Source organism: Xanthobacter nonsaccharivorans (assembly GCF_043194755.2).
Classification (GTDB): Bacteria; Pseudomonadota; Alphaproteobacteria; order Rhizobiales; family Xanthobacteraceae; genus Xanthobacter; species Xanthobacter autotrophicus_G.
The window spans coordinates 1,103,359-1,120,613 of record NZ_CM195526.1; the positions used below are offsets into that span (position 1 = coordinate 1,103,359).

The 17,255-nt window shown below is 67.9% G+C and carries 18 protein-coding genes; 13 read left to right on the top strand and 5 right to left on the bottom strand.

The window, feature by feature from the left end; all coding sequences use genetic code 11:
* Nucleotides 1-108: 108 nt before the first annotated feature.
* The 3 genes from V5F59_RS05065 (at nt 109) to V5F59_RS05075 (ending at nt 2,950) form a co-directional block, all read left to right on the top strand.
* Nucleotides 109-429, top strand: coding sequence for a YMGG-like glycine zipper-containing protein (locus V5F59_RS05065; RefSeq protein ID WP_393979915.1), 321 nt, complete (start codon nt 109-111; stop codon nt 427-429).
* Nucleotides 430-727: 298 nt separating this feature from the next.
* Entirely contained in the window at nt 728-1,699 is a 972-nt protein-coding gene (gene meaB, locus V5F59_RS05070; protein WP_393979913.1) for a methylmalonyl Co-A mutase-associated GTPase MeaB, read from the top strand.
* A gap of 81 nt (nt 1,700-1,780) precedes the next feature.
* Nucleotides 1,781-2,950, top strand: a complete 1,170-nt coding sequence (locus V5F59_RS05075) for a cell wall hydrolase (protein ID WP_393979911.1) — start codon at nt 1,781-1,783, stop codon at nt 2,948-2,950.
* 33 nt (nt 2,951-2,983) lie between these two features.
* Here V5F59_RS05075 and V5F59_RS05080 read toward each other — a convergent pair whose 3' ends face one another.
* On the bottom strand, nt 2,984-3,601 hold the full coding sequence (locus tag V5F59_RS05080; protein ID WP_393979909.1) for a YqgE/AlgH family protein: 618 nt from the start codon (nt 3,599-3,601) through the stop codon (nt 2,984-2,986).
* Nucleotides 3,602-3,759: 158 nt separating this feature from the next.
* On the opposite strand from V5F59_RS05080, the gene V5F59_RS05085 reads away from it, so the two are divergent.
* Both V5F59_RS05085 and V5F59_RS05090 read left to right on the top strand, forming a co-directional pair.
* Nucleotides 3,760-4,611, top strand: a complete 852-nt coding sequence (locus V5F59_RS05085) for a protein-disulfide reductase DsbD domain-containing protein (protein WP_509211188.1) — start codon at nt 3,760-3,762, stop codon at nt 4,609-4,611.
* Nucleotides 4,612-4,807: 196 nt separating this feature from the next.
* Nucleotides 4,808-5,293, top strand: coding sequence for a peroxiredoxin (locus V5F59_RS05090; protein WP_393979905.1), 486 nt, complete (start codon nt 4,808-4,810; stop codon nt 5,291-5,293).
* A 97-nt stretch (nt 5,294-5,390) separates the two neighbouring features.
* Here V5F59_RS05090 and V5F59_RS05095 read toward each other — a convergent pair whose 3' ends face one another.
* Nucleotides 5,391-5,597 carry a YdcH family protein gene (locus tag V5F59_RS05095; protein WP_393979903.1) on the bottom strand — a complete coding sequence of 69 codons (207 nt, stop codon included), beginning with the start codon at nt 5,595-5,597 and terminating at the stop codon, nt 5,391-5,393.
* Between the two features lie 282 nt (nt 5,598-5,879).
* On the opposite strand from V5F59_RS05095, the gene V5F59_RS05100 reads away from it, so the two are divergent.
* The 8 genes from V5F59_RS05100 to V5F59_RS05135 all read left to right on the top strand — a co-directional run bounded on the left by V5F59_RS05100 (nt 5,880) and on the right by V5F59_RS05135 (nt 14,702).
* Nucleotides 5,880-6,059: a YdcH family protein gene (locus tag V5F59_RS05100; RefSeq protein WP_393979901.1), complete on the top strand. Its 180-nt coding sequence runs from the start codon at nt 5,880-5,882 to the stop codon at nt 6,057-6,059.
* A gap of 134 nt (nt 6,060-6,193) precedes the next feature.
* Nucleotides 6,194-8,029, top strand: coding sequence for an ABC-F family ATP-binding cassette domain-containing protein (locus V5F59_RS05105; protein ID WP_393979899.1), 1,836 nt, complete (start codon nt 6,194-6,196; stop codon nt 8,027-8,029).
* A 253-nt stretch (nt 8,030-8,282) separates the two neighbouring features.
* The gene (locus tag V5F59_RS05110) at nt 8,283-9,287 is read left to right on the top strand and encodes a sulfate ABC transporter substrate-binding protein (protein ID WP_393980430.1); all 1,005 of its coding nucleotides are present in this window, start codon (nt 8,283-8,285) and stop codon (nt 9,285-9,287) included.
* Between the two features lie 273 nt (nt 9,288-9,560).
* Nucleotides 9,561-9,914, top strand: coding sequence for a (2Fe-2S) ferredoxin domain-containing protein (locus V5F59_RS05115; RefSeq protein ID WP_393979897.1), 354 nt, complete (start codon nt 9,561-9,563; stop codon nt 9,912-9,914).
* 709 nt (nt 9,915-10,623) lie between these two features.
* Nucleotides 10,624-12,024, top strand: a complete 1,401-nt coding sequence (locus V5F59_RS05120; protein ID WP_393979895.1) for a glutamine synthetase family protein — start codon at nt 10,624-10,626, stop codon at nt 12,022-12,024.
* 100 nt (nt 12,025-12,124) lie between these two features.
* Nucleotides 12,125-13,231: a polyamine ABC transporter substrate-binding protein gene (locus V5F59_RS05125; RefSeq protein ID WP_393979893.1), complete on the top strand. Its 1,107-nt coding sequence runs from the start codon at nt 12,125-12,127 to the stop codon at nt 13,229-13,231.
* A gap of 362 nt (nt 13,232-13,593) precedes the next feature.
* The gene (locus V5F59_RS05130; RefSeq protein ID WP_393979891.1) at nt 13,594-13,938 is read left to right on the top strand and encodes a hypothetical protein; all 345 of its coding nucleotides are present in this window, start codon (nt 13,594-13,596) and stop codon (nt 13,936-13,938) included.
* Between the two features lie 209 nt (nt 13,939-14,147).
* Nucleotides 14,148-14,702, top strand: a complete 555-nt coding sequence (locus V5F59_RS05135; protein WP_393979889.1) for a hypothetical protein — start codon at nt 14,148-14,150, stop codon at nt 14,700-14,702.
* A 10-nt stretch (nt 14,703-14,712) separates the two neighbouring features.
* On the opposite strand, the gene rnhA is transcribed toward V5F59_RS05135, so the two are convergent.
* Genes rnhA through ispH form a run of 3 tightly spaced genes read right to left on the bottom strand, consistent with a single transcriptional unit; the run spans nt 14,713 to nt 17,111 of the window.
* On the bottom strand, nt 14,713-15,165 hold the full coding sequence (gene rnhA, locus V5F59_RS05140) for a ribonuclease HI (RefSeq protein ID WP_393979887.1): 453 nt from the start codon (nt 15,163-15,165) through the stop codon (nt 14,713-14,715).
* Complete coding sequence (thrB, locus tag V5F59_RS05145; RefSeq protein ID WP_393979885.1) at nt 15,162-16,127, bottom strand: homoserine kinase; 966 nt, start codon at nt 16,125-16,127, stop codon at nt 15,162-15,164. The genes rnhA and thrB overlap by 4 nt, the downstream gene beginning before the upstream one ends.
* Nucleotides 16,128-16,130: 3 nt before the next feature.
* Nucleotides 16,131-17,111: a 4-hydroxy-3-methylbut-2-enyl diphosphate reductase gene (ispH, locus tag V5F59_RS05150; RefSeq protein ID WP_393980428.1), complete on the bottom strand. Its 981-nt coding sequence runs from the start codon at nt 17,109-17,111 to the stop codon at nt 16,131-16,133.
* Nucleotides 17,112-17,255: the final 144 nt, after the last annotated feature.

Sequence of the window (17,255 nt, forward strand, 5' to 3'; positions counted from 1 at the left end):
CATGATGGCCGAACGTATCGCTCATCTGGCGTTCATGTTGGCTTTGCTAGACAAGCATCCATCGCAGCACGCCACCGGCTCCGGCCGGAGCGTGCGGAAAGGAAGACCATGACCATCCGTTCGGGGCTCGCCGCTATCGCCCTTGCCGCCGTTGCCTTCGCCGGGACGGTCGCGACCGCCGAGGCGCAGAACAACACGGTGGGCGGCGCGCTCATTGGCGGCACCGCGGGCGCGCTCATCGGCGGCGCGGTCACCGGCAATGCCGGCGGCGTGGCGGCCGGCGCGCTCATCGGTGGCACCACGGGCGCCATCATCGGCAACCAGCAGGATCGTCGCCGCGCCTATTATTTCTGGGGCAACAACGGCCGGTGCTACCTGCGCCAGACCAATGGCTCCGTGGTGCGCGTCTCCCGCGGCTACTGCGGCTGAGCCCAATCCTTCATCCGAATTCCAGCTGTTGATCGGTTCCGTTCCCCCGCACGGTTCCGATCAGTGGGAAGGGCGCCGGCATGTGCCGGCGCCTTTTTCCGTTGCTGCGCCGGCGGGCGCAAAAGCGTCCCTGCCGTTTCCTTCCCCAGGGGCGGCCCCATAGGGCTCGCGCCGAGCGGCTCGCCTCGCACGCTGCCCGGGTCACGCGTTTTCCGGCTTCAAGCTAGAGGGCGATTGACCGATCGTATGCAGCCGCGTCGCGGTTCCATATGATCGGAGCGCGCTCTAGGGTGGCGTCATGCCACGCGCCGAAGCCCAGACCGATTCTCCACCTGCTCCGCTGGACCTTCCCGATCTCGCCACGCTGCGGGCTGGCGGAAAGCGTGCGGTGGCGCGCGCCCTCGCTCTGGTGGAGACCGCCCGCGGCCGGCCGGAGCTCGTCGCCTTGCTCGATCAGGCGGCCGAGGCGGGCAAGGCCCATGTGCTGGGCCTCACGGGTCCGCCCGGCGTCGGCAAGTCCACCCTCACCAATGCCCTGCTGCAGCGGGCGCGGGCGGCGGGCCAGACCGTGGCGGTGCTGGCGGTGGACCCCTCCTCCCGCCGCACCGGAGGCGCGCTCCTGGGCGACCGCGCACGGATGAAGACCGACCCCGACGACCGCGGCGTGTTCGTGCGCTCCATGGCCGCCCGCGACCGGCTCGGCGGCCTTTCCGATGATTCGATCGCGGCCGTGGTCCTGCTGCGCGCCCTCTACGACCTGGTGATCGTCGAGACCGTGGGCGTCGGCCAGTCCGAGGCGGACATCTCCCTGGTGGCGGACACGGTGGTGCTGTGCATCCAGCCTGCGTCCGGCGACAGCCTGCAATTCATGAAGGCGGGGGTGATGGAGCTGCCGGATATCATCGTCGTCACCAAGGCCGACATGGCGGAGGTGTCGCGGCGGGCGGCCTCGGAAGTGGCGGGCGCGCTCTCCCTCTCCGGTGGGGGGGCGGGGGGCTGGACGGTGCCGGTGATCCGTCTTTCGGCGGCGACGGGGGAGGGGCTCGCGGCCTTCGACGCGGCCGTGTCAGACCACCTTACCTACCTCGATGCGGCGGGACGTCGCGCCGTTTTGCGCCGGGCGCAGGCGGAAAAATGGGTGGAGGAGGCGGTGCGGGTGCGATTCGGCACCTGGGGCCTTGCCAGGGCCCGCGGCCTAACCCTTGCTGCCAAAGGGCCTTTTTCCCGCGAGGCAGAAGTCGCGGCGCGGTTAACCTCTGCTCAAGACTGATTGGACAATGCTCTTGCGTGTCGCTGCCGGGCCACGCCCGGCGCCCGATTTGGGACACGAATGCGCGTCAAGGGCACGGCCATGGATTTTCGCCGGAATCGCGGACGGGGCCTGAAGCGCCTCGCGTCACCCTTCCTGCTCGCCGCTGCCTTTGCCGCCGCCCCATTCGGCGGAGCGGGCGCGGACGGAACAGTCACCCGCACCACCTTGTCCGCCAGCATCGGCGTGCTGGGCGGGCCCATGCGTGCGCTGAAGGTGGCGACGCTGGACCTGCCCCAGCCCATCGGCACCCAGGTGCCCGAGGAGGCGCTCACCGTGCGCGCCATCGCCGTTGCCGCCGCCGATCCGGACCGGGAGTCGGCGGAATTTGCCATCGCCCGCGCCTCCGGCCCCCTGAGCCCAGAGGAGACGTGGGACTTCGGCCCCTTCCATCCCGCCTCGGGCGAGGCCCAGGTGGAACTGGCCCTCGACCTCGTGCTGGCCTTGCCGGGGGGGTCGGGGAGCGGGGCCCTGGCGGAGGAGGGGGCAACCTTCGGCCCGGACCTCGGCGAGCCGGCGGCGGAGATGCTTGCGGCCCTCGGGGCGCCCCGCCGGGCATCGGACGAAGGCACCTTCTTCCTCGATCCCGCCATCCTGTTCAGCCTGGACATGCGGCTCTTCCGCCCGGACGGGCTGGACGGCGGGCAGGGGGGCAGCGCCGGCACGCTCCAGCTCGTCTCGCTCTCCCTCGACACCGCCGCGGCGGATGCCGAGGAAGGAGCGGACACGGAGGGCGATGGCATCGTCTGGCCGACGCCGGCCCGGCGCCTGAACCTTGCGGGCGAGCAATTGGCGCGGGCGCAGAAGTGCCTGGCGGAGGCCATCTATTTCGAGAGCCGCGGCGAGCCCAAGCGCGGCCAGGTGGCCGTGGCGCAGGTGATCGTGAACCGGGTCTTCTCCGGCTATTACCCGGCGGACGTGTGCGGCGCGGTCTATCAGAACGCGCACCGCCACCTCGCCTGCCAGTTCACCTTTGCCTGCGACGGCATCCGCGACGTGATCCGCGAGCCGGACATGTGGGTGCAGGCCAAGGAGATCGCCGCCGACATGCTGGACGGCAAGCTGTGGCTCGCGAGCATCGGCCGGGCCACGCACTACCATGCGTATTGGGTGCATCCGAGCTGGGTGCGGGAAATGCGCAAGCTCGACCGCATCGGCGTGCACACCTTCTACCGTCCCCGCCGCTGGGGCGATGCGGAAGTGGGCGGCTGAGGCCCGCGGAAGGGCGCGCCTCCCGCTTCGGCGTCAGGCGTGGCCGGCGTCGCCCACCAGCATGCCGGGATCGATGCCCAGCTTGCGCAGGGCGAGATTGTATTTCGATTCCAGCCCCTCGCCGAAGATGAGATTCGCATCGGCCGGGCAATTGAGCCAGCCGTTGGCCTGGATCTCCGTCTCCAGCTGCCCGGGAGCCCATCCGGCATAGCCCAGCGCCAGCACCGCGCTGCTCGGCCCGCGGCCGCCGGCGATGGCCTTCAGGATGTCCAGGGTGGCTGTAAGGCAGATGCCTTCGTCGATGGAGAGGGTGGAATTCTCCACGAAATAGTCCGCCGAGTGCAGGACGAACCCGCGCCCGGTCTCCACCGGCCCGCCCTTCAGCACCTTCACGGTGCCGGCGCTCTTCGGCAGGAGGATGCGATCGGCATCGGGGATCACGTCGAGCTGCACCAGCAAATCGGTGAAGTCGATGTTGCTTGCCGGCTGGTTCACGACGATGCCCATGGCGCCTTCGGCGGAGTGGGCGCACATGTAGATGAGGGTCCGCGCAAACTGCTCGTCGCGCATGGTGGGCATGGCGATCAGCATCTGCCCGTCGAGGAAGCTCGACCCTCCGCCCGGGACGTTGGGAGTGTGGCTCGCTGTCATGGCCGAAGGGTACCGCGCCTGCGGTCATTTGGGAATGGATTTCGCGGGCGCGGCACCGTGCGGACGGGCGTGGCGACGCCTCGCGCAGGGGGCCTCTCACACGCTTGTGCACGGCGCGGCCTTTACGGTCGGGGCCTGAAAACGCTACCCGCTGGGACATGATGAACATCCTTCCGCCCCCTGGCCGGCGCGGGTGCGCCTTCGCGGTCCTGGCCGGGCTCGCGCTCGTGCCCGTTTCCGCCCTCGCCCAGCCAGCCGCGACCGCTTCCGTCCCCGGCGCCGAGGTGCAGCTCGTCGCCGGCGCGGTTGCGGGCGGGGAGGCCGATGCGGGCCTGGAGGTGCGCCTTGCCTCCGGCTGGAAGACCTACTGGCGCTATCCCGGCGACAGCGGCGTGCCGCCGAGCGTGTCCTGGTCCGCCTCGCGCAACGTGGCCGACGTGAGGATGGACTGGCCCACCCCCCGGCGCTTCAGCGACGGGGCCGGGGGCGCATCCATCGGCTACAAGGGCACGGTGCTGTTTCCGCTGAAGGTGCGGCTCGCCGATCCGGGCCAGCCGGCGCAGCTCGTCCTCGCCTTCGACTTCGCGGTCTGCGAGAAATTGTGCGTTCCCGCCCGGGCCGATCTGGTGCTGGGCCTTTCGCCCGAAGGCGGGGCGGAGGGTGCGCGCATCGTCTCCGCCCGTACGGCGCTGCCCGAGCGCCGCGCGCTCGGCGCCGCCGACAGCCCTTCGGTGCAGAAGGTGGAGCTGGACACCACGGCCCAGCCGCCGCGCCTCCTCATCGACGTGAAGGCCACCAATCCCAAGGCGGACCTGTTCGCCGAGGGGCCGGACGAACACTGGGCTTTGCCTTTGCCGCAGAAGACCGCGCTGCCGGACGGCGCGGCCCGCTTCGCCGTGCCCCTCGACGGCGTGCCGGCGGGCGTCGCTCCCTATGGCGCGCGGCTGACGCTGACCCTCGTGGACGGGCCGAAGGCCGTCGTCACCGAGGTGGACGTGCCGACGCCCTGAGGGCGGGACGGCGTGGCGACCCGTGCTTTCCTCGTCTTGAAAACCTTTTATGGTCGACGGGGGCGCTCACCGCCCCTGTTCGAGCATTTCCGGCACACACCGGTTCGCCGAAAATGCTCCGGCTCCTTGTCCAATCGCAATTCCAGGCGCAAGGCCGCTGCACACTTTGGCTGGAATTGCCCTAGCGGAGAAAACGATGCCCATCTCGGTCGGCGATAAACTGCCCAACGCGACCTTCCGTGTCTCCACCGAAGACGGACCCGTGCCGAAGACCACGGACGAGGTCTTCAAGGGCAAGAAGGTGGTGCTGTTCGCGGTGCCGGGCGCCTTCACCCCCACCTGCCACAAGAACCATCTGCCGGGCTATGTGCACGAGGCCGACGCCATCAAGGCGAAGGGCGTGGACACCATCGCCGTGGTCTCGGTCAACGATCCGTTCGTGATGGGCGCGTGGGAGAAGGCCTCCGGCGCGGACGGCAAGATCACCTTCCTGGCGGATGCGGACGCTTCCTTCTCCGCCGCCCTCGACCTCACCTTCGACGGCTCGGCCGCCGGCCTCGGATTGCGCTCCAAGCGCTATTCCATGGTGGTGGAAGATGGCGTGGTGAAGAGCCTGAACGTGGAGGACGTGCCCTCCAAGGCGGACGTCTCCAGCGCCGCCACCATGCTGAAGCAGCTCTGAGGCAAGCCTCATCCGGAACCGGCCGTCACGGCCGGTTCCCCCTGTCCGCATCCCCGGCCCGCGCCGCCGGCCGCGCTCCGCGCGGCGCGATGCGCCCTCAGGCGATGATGTCCGGAAAAAGCTGGTCTTCCACCTGGCTGATGCGGTCCTTCAGCTGAAGCTTGCGCTTCTTCAGCCGCTGGATCTGAAGAATGTCCGAGCCGGAGACCGAGGTGAGGGCCTCGATGGCGGAATCGAGATCCCGGTGCTCCTGCTTCAGCCGTTCCAGGTGGATTTTGAGATCCCGTTCCTCGTCGCTTGTCATGCCCGCTTCCGTCACCGGCGAAAGACCGTCCGCGCCCTGCGCCGGCGCCCGCCGCTGTGGCGTTGCGCCCGGCGCGAGACGCCGCGACCCGGCCCCGCTTCCGCACCTCTGAGGCCCTGCGCGCGATCCTCGCGCCCGCCGATCCCCCGATCTGGAATGACTATGGCATGGGTCTCCCGCGCTGCAAGATGGGAGCGTGCCGGAGACACGAGAAAGGCAATCGACTCTTCGTTGGCTCCATGACAGACTGATGTCGTGTTGCAGACAGGGAGTGGCTTACGAATGTCCATCCAGTCGCACCTTCAGGAGCTCAAGCGTCGTCACGCTGCCATTGAACAGGAGCTCAGCCGGGAGCTTTCCAGCCCGGCATCCGACCCCCTCCGCGTCGCGGAGTTGAAGCGCAGGAAGCTGGTTCTGAAGGACCAGATGTCGAAGCTGAACGGAACTTTCACCGTACATTGAAGCCAGATCGGGATGCTCCGGCCGGACCTCATGCGTCCGGGCGGTTCCCGTGGCATGTCCTGAGGCGGGGGCGGGGCGCGCCTGCCGGTGATTGCACCTTTGCGTTCCGGCGCGCGGGGCATTAATCCGGCGGCATGGCTCCTCCCCTCGTTCTCCTCCAGGACATCCACCTGCGCTACGGCGCGACGCCCCTGCTCGACGGCGCGGAACTCTCCGTGTCCGCCGGGGAGCGCGTGTGCCTTGTCGGGCGCAACGGCTCCGGCAAGTCCACGCTGCTGAAGGTGGCGGCGGGGCTGGTCGCGCCGGATTCCGGCACGCGCTTTTTCCAGCCCGGCGCCACCGTGCGCTATCTGCCCCAGGAACCCGACTTCTCCGGCCATTCCACCACGCTCTCCTATGTGGAGGCGGGGCTGGGGCCGGGGGATGAGGCCTATCGGGCCCAATATCTCCTTGAGGAACTCGGTCTCACCGGCCGGGAGGATCCCGCGCACCTCTCCGGCGGCGAGGCGCGGCGGGCCGCTCTGGCGCGCGTCATCGCGCCCGAGCCGGACGTGCTGCTGCTGGACGAGCCCACCAACCACCTCGACCTGCCGGTCATCGAATGGCTGGAAAAGGAGCTGAAGGGCCTGAGGTCGGCCATGGTGCTCATCAGCCATGACCGGCGCTTCCTTGAGACCCTGTCCCGCGTCACCGTGTGGCTCGACCGCGGCCAGACGCGACGGCTGGAGCAGGGCTTTTCCGCCTTCGAGGCCTGGCGCGACGAGGTGCTGGAGCAGGAGGAGACCGAGCGGCACAAGCTCGACCGCAAGATCGTCGCCGAGCTGGACTGGCTGCGCTACGGCGTGACCGCCCGGCGCAAGCGCAACGTGCGGCGCCTCGGCCTCCTGCACTCCATGCGCAAGGACCGCCGCGAGGAGCGCAGGGCGGTGGGCAATGTGAAGCTGGCCGTCACCGAGGCGGAGACCTCCGGTAAGCTCGTCATCGAGGCCAAGAACATCTCCAAGGCCTATGGCGACCGAACGGTGGTGCGGGATTTCTCCACCCGCATCCTGCGCGGCGACCGGCTGGGCATCGTCGGCCCCAACGGCGCCGGCAAGACCACGCTCATCAAGCTCCTCACCGGCGAGCTCGCCCCCGACAGCGGGACGGTGAAGCTCGGCACCAACCTGGAGGTGGCGAGCCTCGACCAGAAGCGCACGGCGCTCGATCCCTCCACCACCCTGCGCGATGCGCTGACCGGCGGCGGCTCCGACCAGGTGATGGTGGGCGGCGTGCCCAAGCATGTCATGGGCTATCTGAAGGACTTCCTGTTCACGCCGGAGCAGGCCAATGCGCCGCTGTCCGTGCTGTCGGGGGGAGAGCGCGGGCGGCTCATGCTGGCGCGGGCGCTGGCCTTGCCCTCCAACGTGCTGGTGCTGGACGAGCCCACCAACGATCTCGACCTCGAAACCCTCGACCTGCTGCAGGAGATGGTGGCGGACTATCCCGGCACCGTGATCCTGGTGAGCCATGACCGCGACTTCCTGGACCGCACCGTCTCCAGCGTGATCATGGCCGAGGGGGACGGGGTCTTTCGGGAATATGCCGGCGGCTATTCCGACATGCTGGCCCAGCGCGGCCGTGGCGTGGAGGCACGGGACAAGGCCGCGCCGCCCGCCCGGGCGAAGGGGGGCGACAAGGGTAATGACAAGGGTGCCGAGAAGGCCGCGCCCGCTCCCGCGGCGAAGGACAAGCGCCGCCTCACCTTCCATGAGCAGCACGCGCTGAAGACCCTGCCCAAGACCATCGAGGGCCTGAGGGCCAAGGTGGAGAAGCTGGCGGCGGAGATCGCCGACCCCGCCCTCTATGCCAAGGATCCCGCCCGCTTCCAGAAGGCCTCCGCCGCCCTCGGCGAGGCCCAGGGCGCGCTGGATGGGGCCGAGGAGGAATGGCTGCGCCTCGAGATCCTGCGCGAGGAGATGGAGGGCTGAGGGGACGCCGCCGGCGGTGTCCTCCCCCTTGATGCCCTCGCCATGCGCGGCGGGGGCCGCGGGACCCCTGTGATTGGTGCGGCGCCGCCCCGGACTTCGCGGGGCGGGGGCCTGATCCCTTCTGCCTGCCCCTCCCCAACGGAAACATTTTCTCGGCGGGGCGGTTCACACGCCATATTTCACATGCTAACCATGATGCATGTGAAATATGCATTTCACCAAATGTGAAATGTGTAAATGGAGCCATCTCATGATCACCCGCCGCGCCGTCCTTGCCCTGGCGCTCGCCGGCGCCGTCAGCGCCCCGGCCTTCGCCCAGCAGGGGCCCAACAGCCTGCTGAACGTCTCCTATGACATCTCCCGCGAGCTGTTCACGGCGGTGAATGCGGAATTCGTCCCCTTCTGGAAGGCGAAGACCGGCCAGGAGCTGACCGTGAACCAGAGCCACGCCGGCTCTTCCCGGCAGGCCCGCGCCATTCTCGAAGGGCTGGAGGCTGACATCGTCACCTTCAACCAGGTGATCGACGTGGACGTGCTGGCGAAGGCGGGCTTCGTCGCCAAGGACTGGCAGAAGAAATTCCCCAACGAGGCCTCTCCCTACTATTCCTTCCCCGCCTTTCTGGTGCGGGCGGGAAACCCCAAGAACATCAAGGATTGGTCGGATCTGGTGCGGGACGACGTGAAGGTCATCTTCCCGAACCCGAAGACCTCCGGCAACGCGCGCTACACGTATCTCGCGGCCTATGCCTATGCGCTGGAGCAGAACAAGGGCGACAGCGCCAAGGCTGATGCCTTCGTGAAGAAGCTCCTGTCGAACGTGCCGGTGTTCGACACCGGCGGCCGCGCCGCCACCACCACCTTCGTGGAGCGCGACACCGGCGACGTGCTGGTCACCTTCGAGGCGGAAACCCGCACCATCGAAGGGCTCTACCCCGACCGCAAGCTCGAGACGGTGGTGCCCTCCGTGAGCCTGCTGGCCGAGTTCCCGGTGGCGGTGGTCGACAAGGTGGTGGACAAGCGCGGCTCCCGCGCCTCGGCCACCGCCTACCTCGAATTCCTCTATTCGCCCGCCGGCCAGACCATTGCCGCCAAGGCTTTCCACCGGGTGGTGGACCCCAAGGTGGCGGAGGCGTTCAAGGCCCAGTTCCCGCCCGTGCGGCTGGTGAAGGTGGAGGATGTGTTCGGCGGCTGGCAGAAGCTCCAGGCCGAGCATTTCGCCTCCGGCGCAAAGCTCGACACCCTGTTCGGCGGGCGTTGAGGGCTGGCGAGTTTCCCTTCCTGGCCAGATCCTTATGACATGCGATGCCCCGGCTTGTCCGGGGCATCCGCGTTTGGGAGGGGGCGGGTGATGGGCCCGCCCACGCATCCATGTCGCGTTTCCGCCCCCACCGGCCGCATTGTCGGAACCGGCAGGATGAGCGAATGGAGTATTCTGATATAACTATTTGATTTAATTATATTAAATATGGGATGCATGATCCGGCACGTATCTTGAATGGTTCCAGCCAGACCCACCGAGCCGCGAGCCGTCATGTCCGAAGCCGCCGAAAGCGAAGTCCTCGATATCCCGCAGGTCTACACGCACCACGTCTTCTGCTGCTTCACGCAGCGCCCGCCGCAGCATCCGCGCGGCTCGTGCGGCGCCAATGGCGCGCAGCCCCTGTGGGACCGGCTGGGCAGGAAGCTCGAAGCCTCCGGCCGACGCGACATTGCCATGACCTCCTCGGGCTGCCTCAGCTTCTGCCAGGCGGGACCCATCATGGTGGTCTATCCGCAGGGCATCTGGTACACCCCGAAGACCCCGGAAGACATTGACGAGATTGTGGAATCCCACCTCCTCGGCGGCAAGCCGGTGGAGCGACTCATCATCGTCCCGCGCATCTGAGCGCACCGCCGCGAGGCGCCGGGCCGGGGTCCGCCTCTGCGCTGCCCCGAGGGCGGAAGTGCCGACCGCGCGCACAGGCCGCGCGGGCGCAGGTCGAGCACGGGCTTCGTGCCCGGCTTCGCGGCCATGGCCCTGATGATCCGGTCACCGAGGCCTGCCGCCTCGTCCGCCACCCTGAAATCCATGCGTTCGCCTTGGCGGGCAAGGCGGACGTGCGCTGGTCCCGCGCCGTCTGCGTAGGCGTATTTCATCGCCTTGATCACCGGCTCTGTGGCGATGACGCCCACCGCCACCACGCGGTCGGGATCGATAGGCGCAGGGTCCGCATCCAACGAGAGGACGATGCCTCCCTCTTCCCGAGCGGAGACAGGGAGGTCTCCCAGCCGCGCGCGAATATGCTGGTCGAGGGCCATCGTCGCGATCCGGCCCGATGTGTAGAGCCGCCGGTGCACCTGCGCCACGGAAGGCGCGCGGGTGAAGGCAGGCAGCGCTCAGCGCCATGGGCAACCGCGTCCTCGCCGTGGCGCCGGTCCCTCATATCCCCAATGTGTCGCCGATCCTGTCATGCCTTGGCCGAACTCTCCCCGGAAGGCGGCCGCCGGAGGCGTGCGGACGCACATCTCCTGCTTTCACAGGCATCGTCACGCTTGAAGGTTCCGAAGCTTCGCGCTTGGATGTGTTCCGATGAAATTTTGTGAAACGGAGCATCATGCCGTCCACAGTGCCCGGCCGTGTCGCCGAGGAGGCCGCCCCCCAGCCGGCCGAAGACGAGGTATCGGCCCATCTCGCCGCCTATGGCGAGCCCGACGTGGTGGAGGTCCTGCTTCCGGATACCTCCTGTGTCCTGCGAGGCAAGTGGATCCCCGGATCCTCCATCCGCAAGATCTGGAAGGACGGCGTGGCCATTCCGCTGTCCATCTTCGGCCTGGACATCTGGGGCCGCGAGGTGGACGCCACCGAAATCCACCTGGAGACGGGCGACAAGGACGGCCTGTGCTGGCCCGTGCCCGGCACGCTGAAGCCGGTGCCCTGGGCGCCGCGCCCGACGGCGCAGGTGCTCATCACCATGCACGAGCCCGACGGCTCTGCCCGCGGCGCCCCCTGGAAGCTCGATCCGCGCCAGCAACTGGTCCGCGTGGTGGATCGCTTCACCGCGCGCGGGCTTATCCCCTGCGTGGCCTTCGAGCTGGAATTTTATCTGCTGAAGCCCTCGGCCGATCCGGCGGCGCCGCCGCAACCGGTGTTCCCCGCCACCGGCGAGGCGCGGCAGAACATGTACTCCATGTCGGACCTCGACACCTTCGCGCCGGTGCTGCATGACATGCGCGCGGCCTGCGTGGCCCAGGGCCTGCCGGCGGATACGGTAATTTCCGAGGCGGCGCCCGGCCAGTTCGAGATCAATCTCTATCACCGCATGGATGCGCTGGGCGCTGCGGATGACGCCATCCTGCTGCGGCGGCTGATTGACGGGGTGGCCCGCCGGCATGGGCTGCGCGCCACCTTCATGGCCAAGCCCCTGGTGGATTTCGCCGGCAACGGCATGCATGTGCATGTGAGCGTGATGGAGGCGGGCGGCGGCAATCTCTTCGCCCGGCCGGACGGGGTGGGGGATCGGGCGCTGCGCCATGCGGCGGCCGGGCTCCTGGCCTCCATGGCCGATTCCACCCTCATCTTCGTGCCGAGCTACAACGGCTATCGCCGCCTCGTGCCCGGCAGCTATGCCCCCACCTCGGTGAGCTGGGGCTACGACAACCGCTCGGTGGCGGTGCGCGTGCCCAATGGCCCGCCTGCGGCCCGGCGGCTGGAGCACCGCATCGCCGGGGCGGAGGCGCATCCCCACCTGGTGCTCGCGGCCATCCTCGCGGGCATGCTGGAGGGCATCGAGCAGGCCATTGAGCCGCCCGAGGCCCTCTCCGGCAATGCCTATGAGCACGAGGCGCCGCGCCTGTCGCCCTCCATGGAGGCGGCGGTGGCGCGCTTTGCGGGCTCGCCTTTCATCGCCCGCACCTTCGGCGAGGACTATCGCCGCATCTATGCGGTGATGAAGCGCGAGGAGCTGGCCGCGTTCACCCGCGCCATGCTCCCATTGGAGTACGAAACGTATCTGTGAAACCGTGCCTTTCCTGTTGAGGACGGTTCTGCAACGCAATAGCCTTCAAAGGATGGGCCTCGGCAGCAGAACCGGCGCCCACGCAAGAGGAGAACGGCGGATGCGTCGTCATTTCGTAACGGCACTTCTGTGTGCCACGCTGGGCTGGTCCGGGTCGGCCCTGGCCCAGGAGAAGGTGCTCAACGTCTTCAACTGGTCGGACTATATCGATCCCACGGTTCTCGAAGACTTCACCAAGGAAACGGGCATCAAGGTCCGCTACGACGTCTTCGACAGCAACGAGGTGCTGGAGACGAAGCTGCTCGCCGGCAAGACCGGCTACGACGTGGTGGTGCCGTCCGGCTCCTTCCTGCAGCGGCAGATCAAGGCGGGCATCTTCATCCCCCTCGACAAGTCCAAGATCCCGAACCTGCAATATGCCTGGCCGGAGGTCACCAAGCGCCTCGCGGTCTATGATCCCGACAACGCCCACGCCGTGAACTACATGTGGGGCACCACCGGCATCGGCTACAACGTGGACAAGGTGAAGGAGCGCCTCGGCGACATTCCCCTGAACACGTGGGACATCATGTTCAAGCCGGAGATCCTCTCCAAGCTGAAGGATTGCGGCGTCTACGTCCTCGACGGCCCCGAGGAGGTGATCCCCACCGCGATGAAGTATCTGGGCCTCGACCCCAATTCCAAGAATCCGGAAGACATCCAGAAGGCCGGCGAGCTTCTGATGAAGGTGCGGCCCTACATCAAGAAGTTCGATTCCTCAGGTTATATCAACGCGCTCGCCCGCGGCGACATCTGCATCGCGCTCGGCTGGTCGGGTGACGTGTTCCAGGCCAAGAGCCGGGCCGCCGAGGCCGCGAAGAAGACCAAGAAGGCGCCGGTGAACGTGGACTATGCGCTGCCGAAGGAAGGCGCGCTCATGTGGTTCGACAACTTCGCCATCCCGAAGGATGCGAAGAACATCGACAATGCCCTTGTCTTCATCAACTACATGATGAAGCCCGAGGTGGCGGCGAAGAACACCAACTACATCTCCTATGCCAACGGCAACCTCGAGTCGCAGAAGTATATCGACAAGGATATCCTCAGCAATCCGTCGATCTACCCGAGCAAGGAAGTGTTCGACCGCCTGTTCATCGTCACCACCAACGAACCGCCGGTGCAGCGCGTGATCACCAAGGTGTGGAACACCTTCAAGCGCGGCAAGTGAACGGTTGCGCCGTCTGACGCTGCGTTAGATGGTGCGGACGCCGCGAGCGATGCTGCGCGGCTCAGTTTGGCGGCGGGTCCGGATACCGGGCCCGCCGCGGACGTTCTCGGACCCGAACGGGCGATGCGGATCGATGCGGAGCGGCGCCTCGCCGGACGACTGCTGCGAGGTGAGCGGGTGCTCTGGGCAGGGCAGCCCAAGCAGGGCCTGCTGTTCGCGCCGGTGGATTTCGCACCGGTGGTCATTTCCCTTGTGGCTGCGGCCGTCCTCGTCTTCACGCTCTACGGCTGGTTGGCAGCCGGTGGTCCTGCGCCGGTCGGCCGGCGCGGCGGGCCGGTTGTGTTCGCCGCTGGCTGGCGGTGTTGTACGGTGGGCGCCACCTCCTCGACGCCCATATCCGCCGGCACACGACCTATGCGGTCACCGATCGCCGCATCATCATTCTCCAGGAAGCTTTTCTGGGCGGGATAACCGTGCTCGTCCGCGCCAGGCTGGACATCATTGAGCTGCAACAATGGCCCAGCGGCCAGACCCTCTCGTTCGCGCGGGGGGACGTCGAACTGCAGAAGAATCCGGCGGCGTTCGTGCCGTCGCTCGATCCCGTTCCCCGCTTCCTCTGCATCGCCGACGCCGAGCAGGTGTTCGCACTGATTCAGAGGACCCAACCGGAACCGGTTCCGGAGCCCCCAGCCGCTCCTTCGGCTTGAGCTGCGCAACGCCGGCGCGCGCGAGCGCACCGGGGAGGGGTGCCTGGAAGTAAATGCTTCAGAGGGCTTCCCGCCAGCGGAATTGATCTTCCCCAACGTCAGAAATCCCGGGGCGGAAAATCAGGGAGGGGGCTGGAAATTCAGCTCACCGCCCTTTTTTGTTGTGTCGTTCCGTCCTATCTGCGGTTGCATCGGCAAGGGGGACGGCGATGCAGATCGAGATGCAGCAGAAGCTGGCTGGCCGCCTCTTGCCCGGCGAGCGGCTCCTGTGGGCGGGCCGGCCAAGGCGGGGGCTGATGTTTGTCGGAAGCGACGTCCCGGTCACGCTCTTCTTTCTGGCCTGGACGGGCATTCCCCTCGCCGGCGTCGTGTCCGAGGGCCTTGGCAAGGGGCACTGGGCGTTCTCCATTTTCGCCCTGCCGTTCCTCGCGGTGGGCTTCTACATGCTCTTTCTGCGCTATCTGCACGACGCCTGGTTGCGAGCCCGCACCTTCTATGCCGTCACCGACCGACGGCTCCTGATCTGGCGTGAGGGGCCGTGGAGCAGCTTCCGCTCTTATGACCGTGCCGGCCTCAATGAGATGGAGCTGCTGGAAAACGGGGCGCGAGGCACGATCCGCTTCGGCCGAACCGCAATCGGAGGCCGCCATCAGGTGAGTGATTCCCGGCCCGCGTTTCTCGGCATCGAGGACGCGCGCGGTGTCTTCGACCTCCTCCAGCGCACACGGCCGGCGGCATTCCCATCTGATCAGATAAGGATTTAGAGCGCGCCGCTCAGGCGATCCGCCCCTTCAGCTTGAAGGGGGCCATGCCGGTACGGGCGAGCTCGTCGGCGCGCTCGTTCTCGGTGTGGCCGGCGTGGCCCTTCACCCAGTGCCAGCGGATCTGGTGGCGTTTCAGCGCGGCATCGAGGCGCTCCCACAGGTCCTGGTTCTTCACCGGCTTCTTGTCGGCGGTGCGCCAGCCGTTGCGCTTCCAGCCGTGCATCCACTTGGTGACGCCGTCCTTGAGGTAGGCGCTGTCCGTGTGCAGGTCCACGGTGCACGGTTCCTTCAGCGCCTCCAGGGCCGAGATGGCGCCCATCAACTCCATGCGGTTGTTGGTGGTCAGCCCCTCGCCGCCGTTCAGTTCCCTCTCATGCGCTCCGAAGCGCAGGATGGCCCCCCAGCCGCCCGGCCCGGGATTGCCCGAGCAGGCGCCGTCGGTGAAAATCTCGACTTCCTTCATGCGGCGAGGCCGTAGTCCTGAGCGTTGTCGACGGCGCGGTGGAAGCGCAGCTTCTTCAAGTATTCCAGCGGGTCCTTGGGCTTCACCAGCGCACCTTCGGGCACGTTCAGCCAATCGACCAGGCGGGTGAGCAGGAAGCGCAGCGCCGCCCCGCGGGCGAGGCGCGGCAGGGCCGCCTTCTCCGCATCCGAGAGCGCGCGCACCGCCTCGTAGCCCGCCAGCAGCGCCCGGCCCTTGGTGATGTTGTAGGCGCCGTCCGGCTCGAAGCACCAGGCGTTGAGGCACACCGCCACGTCATAGGCGAGGTAATCGGTGCAGGCGAAATAGAAGTCGATGATGCCGGAGAGCTTGTCGTCCAGGAAGAAGGCGTTGTCCGGGAACAAATCGGCGTGGATCACGCCCTCCGGCAGGCCCTTCGGCCAGCTCTGCTCCAGGGCCGCCAGCTCCGTGGCGATGGTCTCGCCAAGGCCGGGCGCCACCGTGTCCGCCTGTCCGTCCGCGGCATTGAACAGGGGCCGCCAGCCGGAGACCGAGAGGTTGTTGGTGCGGCGCATGGCGAAGTCGGCGCCGGCGAGGTGCAACTGCGCAAGGCCGCGCCCCAGCTCCGCGCAATGCTCGGCCGTGGGCCGGCGCACCGAGACGCCGGGCAGGAAGGTGACCATGGCCGCCGGCCGCCCCGCCAGCTCCGCGAGCACCTCGCCGGAGCGGCGCGCCACCGGCTCGGGACAGGAGAGGCCGCGCCCGGCCAGATGCCGCATGAGGCCGATGAAGAAGGGCAGGTCCTCCCGCCTCACGCGCTTCTCGTAGAGGGTGAGGATGTAGCTGCCGGTCGTGGTCTGGACCAGGAAGTTGGAGTTCTCCACCCCCTCGGCGATGCCGTGGAAGGAGGTGAGGGTGCCCATGTCGTAGCCCGCGAGGAAGGCTTCCAGCTCCGCGGGTGAGACGTCCGTATAGACCGCCACGGGCTACTCCGCCGCGTCCGGCCGCAGGGCACGCGGCAAGGGGAAGAAGACATCCTCCTCGGTGGAGGTCACGGTCTCCACGGTGACGTCGAAGCGGGCGGCGAAGGCGTCGACGATCTCCTCAACCAGCACTTCCGGGGCCGATGCGCCGGCGGTGACGCCGAGGCTCGCGATGCCTTGGAACTGGGGCCAGTCGATGTCGGCCGCGCGCTGCACCAGCACGGAGCGGGCGCAGCCGGCGCGTTCCGCCGCCTCGCGCAGGCGCTGGGAATTGGAGGAATTGGGCGCGCCCACCACGACGAGGGCGTCCACCTGGGGGGCGATGGCCTTCACCGCCTCCTGCCGGTTGGTGGTGGCGTAGCAGATGTCTTCCTTGTGCGGCTCGGTGAGCGCGGGGAAGCGCACGCGCAGGATGGAGATCATCTCCGCCGTATCGTCCAGGGAGAGGGTGGTCTGCGTCACATAGGCGAGGTTCCCGGCGTCGGGTACCTCCACGGTGCGCGCCTCCTCCGCCGTCTCGACCAGGGTGAAGGCGCCGTCCGGCAGCTGGCCGATGGTGCCCACCACTTCCGGGTGGCCCTGATGGCCGATGAGCAGGATGTGCCGGCCCTTGCGGTGGTGCACCTGCGCCTCGCGGTGCACCTTGGTGACCAGCGGGCAGGTGGCGTCGATGGCAAAGAGATTGCGGCCGGCGGCAGCCTCGGGGACGGACTTCGGCACGCCATGGGCGGAGAAGATGACGGGCGCGCGGGTATCCGGCACCTCGTCCAGCTCCTCCACGAAGATGGCGCCCTTCCGCTTCAGGTCTTCCACCACGTATTTGTTGTGCACGATCTCGTGACGCACATAGACCGGCGCGCCGTAGAGCTTCAGCGCTTGCTCCACCGCGTCGATGGCCCGCACCACGCCGGCGCAGAAGCCGCGCGGCGCGGCGAGGAGAACGCGAAGCGGCGGCTTCGCGGGGCGCGTTTCGGCGGCGTCCATGAGGGGGGTGTCCATCTCGGGCATCCGGCGAATTGGCGGCCTCACGGGGCCCCTGTCAAGCACGGGGCCGACGTTGCGGACGATTTACCGCGCGCGGGATTTGCAACTTCGCCCGGGCGCGCTTATGTTGCACAAATTCCGGAC